This window comes from Streptomyces sp. FH025 (assembly GCF_017427025.1).
GTDB lineage: Bacteria > Actinomycetota > Actinomycetes > Streptomycetales > Streptomycetaceae > Kitasatospora.
Genome location: NZ_JAFLNG010000963.1, coordinates 1 through 2,271, shown reverse-complemented (window position 1 = coordinate 2,271; position 2,271 = coordinate 1). Strand labels below are relative to the sequence as shown.

General features: G+C 74.8%; 2 protein-coding genes. Both read right to left on the bottom strand.

The features are described 5' to 3' along the window. Positions 1–56: 56 nt before the first annotated feature. Complete coding sequence (locus J0670_RS36190; RefSeq protein ID WP_307806852.1) at positions 57–1,226, bottom strand: AAA family ATPase; 1,170 nt, start codon at positions 1,224–1,226, stop codon at positions 57–59. A 233-nt stretch (positions 1,227–1,459) separates the two neighbouring features. After that, a complete protein-coding gene (locus J0670_RS36185) occupies positions 1,460–2,116 on the bottom strand; it encodes a ScbR family autoregulator-binding transcription factor (RefSeq protein ID WP_207816960.1) in 657 nt (218 codons plus the stop codon). Positions 2,117–2,271: the final 155 nt, after the last annotated feature.

Genomic DNA, 2,271 nt, shown 5'->3' with positions numbered 1-2,271 from the left:
GACGGCGACCGGTTCCAGCGGGGGTTCGCGGCGCTCCCAGCGGAGCGGGACACCGCTCACGACGGTGCGACCACCGCGGCCAGGCCCGCCCGGACGCCTGCCAGCGGGGTCGGCAGGTCCGCCGGGTCGAAGCCCGCGTCGATCTCGCGCAGCACGGCCTCCAGCCGCAGCCGGGAGTCCTGGCCGTCCGGCAGCCCGCCGTGTTCCGCGAGCAGGGCGGCGCCGGTGCGCAGCAGCCGCTCGGCGCGGGCCGCGCTGCTGCGGGACAGTTCCTCGGCGGTGTGCGCCAGGCTGCGGTTGGCGGCCTGGTCGATCAGGTCGGCGAGGGTCTCGCGGGCGAGCGTCTGACTGTCGGCGGTAGGGGCGATCAGCGGCAGGACCCACAGGTCGCGGGCGGAGGCGGCGGTGCGGCCGTCGAGGACGGCGGCGGCCGCGACGAGCCTCTGGGAGCGTACGGCGCGCCGGTCGCTGACCGGGACGCCCGCGGCCCGCAGCCGCCGCAGGGCGGTGGCCAGCAGCGGGGTGACGGCGTCGAGCTCGCAGCCCTGGGCGGCGGCGGCCAGTCGGTCGAGTGCGCCGAGCAGGTCGCCGGACGCGGCGGGGGCGGCCGGGAGGCGGCCTGACTCCAGGAGTTCCTCCAGCCGGGCGTCGGCGACCGGTTCGACGAAGACCCGGGCGAGGAACCGGTCGGCGAACGCGGCCAGCGCGGGGTCCTCGGGCAGGTGGTTGGCGGCGCCGACGCAGATCCGCAGCGGACTGGCGAGGGTGGTGCGGCCGCGCCGGAAGACCCGTTCGTTGAGCAGGCCGAGCAGGGTGTTGAGCACGGCGGTCGAGCCGAGGAAGATCTCGTCCAGGAACGCGAACTCGGCCTCGGGCAGCATTCCGGCGGTCTCGAACTCGACCCGGCCCTCGCGCAGCCGGCGCAGGTCGACGGGGCCGAACAGTTCGTTGGGCTCGGTGAAGCGGCCGAGCAGGTACTCGAAGGACCGCCCGCCCAGCTGCGCCGCGACCCGTCGCACGGCCTCCGACTTGGCGGTTCCGGGGGCGCCGATCACCAGCAGGTGCTCACCGGCGACGGCGCACAGCGCGACCACCTCGGCCACCGTCTCGCGCCCGACCATGCCCCGGCCGGCGGCGGCCACGGCGGCGGCGATGAGGTCGGCGTCGGCGGTGGGCCCGGCATCGGGCCCGGACATCGGGGTGGTGGTGGCGGTCGTCTCGGTCACGAACACCGGAGTCTACGGTGGCCCTGGCGCCGCTGACCATCGGGTTTCCGCCCGGGGCCGGGGCGGCCAGCCCCCTTGCCGGGCACGCCCCGCTCGGGCGCCCAGGACTCTCGAGCGCCCCGGGGCACTCGGGCGCTCGGAGCGGGACAGATGCTTGGTCAACAGAAAACCGAACGCACTGTTTTTTCTCTCCGGTTTTTCTCTCTCCGGTTTTTCTCTCCGGCCGCTGCGCCTCAGGCCGCACCAACCCCGTCGGCCGCCGCGAGCTCGGCCGCCACCCGCCCGCCCCGGTCCGGCGCCAGGTCCAGCGAGGCCAGCACGCCCGGGACGGCGACGCTCGGCATCAGGTGCTGGTAGAGCACGGCGACCCGGCGCTCCAGCTCGGCCCGGCCGGACGTCTTCCGGCACTGGATCTGCACCCCCGTCCAGGCCCCGGTGAGCAGCCAGGCCGTCTCGGCCGGCACCACGTGCGGCAGCAGCTCGCCGCGCTCGCCGGCCGCCGTCAGCACGTCCTCCGACCGGCGGATCCAGCCGGGCGCGGCGCAGCCGCCGACGTCGCCGTACGCGTCCTGGCCGAGCGAGAGCCGGGCGCCCGCGCTGAGCAGCGGGTCGCGCGGCATGCGATGGGCGATCACCATGCCCATGTCCACGAACTCCTGGAGCTTGCAGTCCCGCTCGGGGATCCGCTCCCGCTCGAACCGCTCCTCGACGACGCCCCGGGCGAGCTCCCGCTTGGACGCGAAGTGGAAGTACACCGCGCCTCGGGTCACTCCCGCGCGCGCGACCACCTCGCCGATCGTCGCGCCCTCGTAGCCGTACTCGTCGAAGACCGAGGCCGCCGCCTCCAGGATCAGCCGACGCGTCCGGACCGCCCGCTCCTGTTGCACCATCGCCACCACCCCACCCGAAGGCTCGGCAAATAAAACCAAACACCCTGTATCTTACTAGCGGCCCGTCAGACACTCGCCGTGACCCAGCCTGCGGTAGAGCCGCCCTTGAGCGGCGGGAAACCGGCGGAAGACCGCATGGCGGCAGGAGTCCACCC

Excerpts from the sequence above, each read along its gene's own strand:
- J0670_RS36185 (WP_207816960.1), bottom strand. The coding sequence starts at position 2,116 with ATGGTGCAACAGGAGCGGGCGGTCCGGACGCGTCGGCTGATCCTGGAG.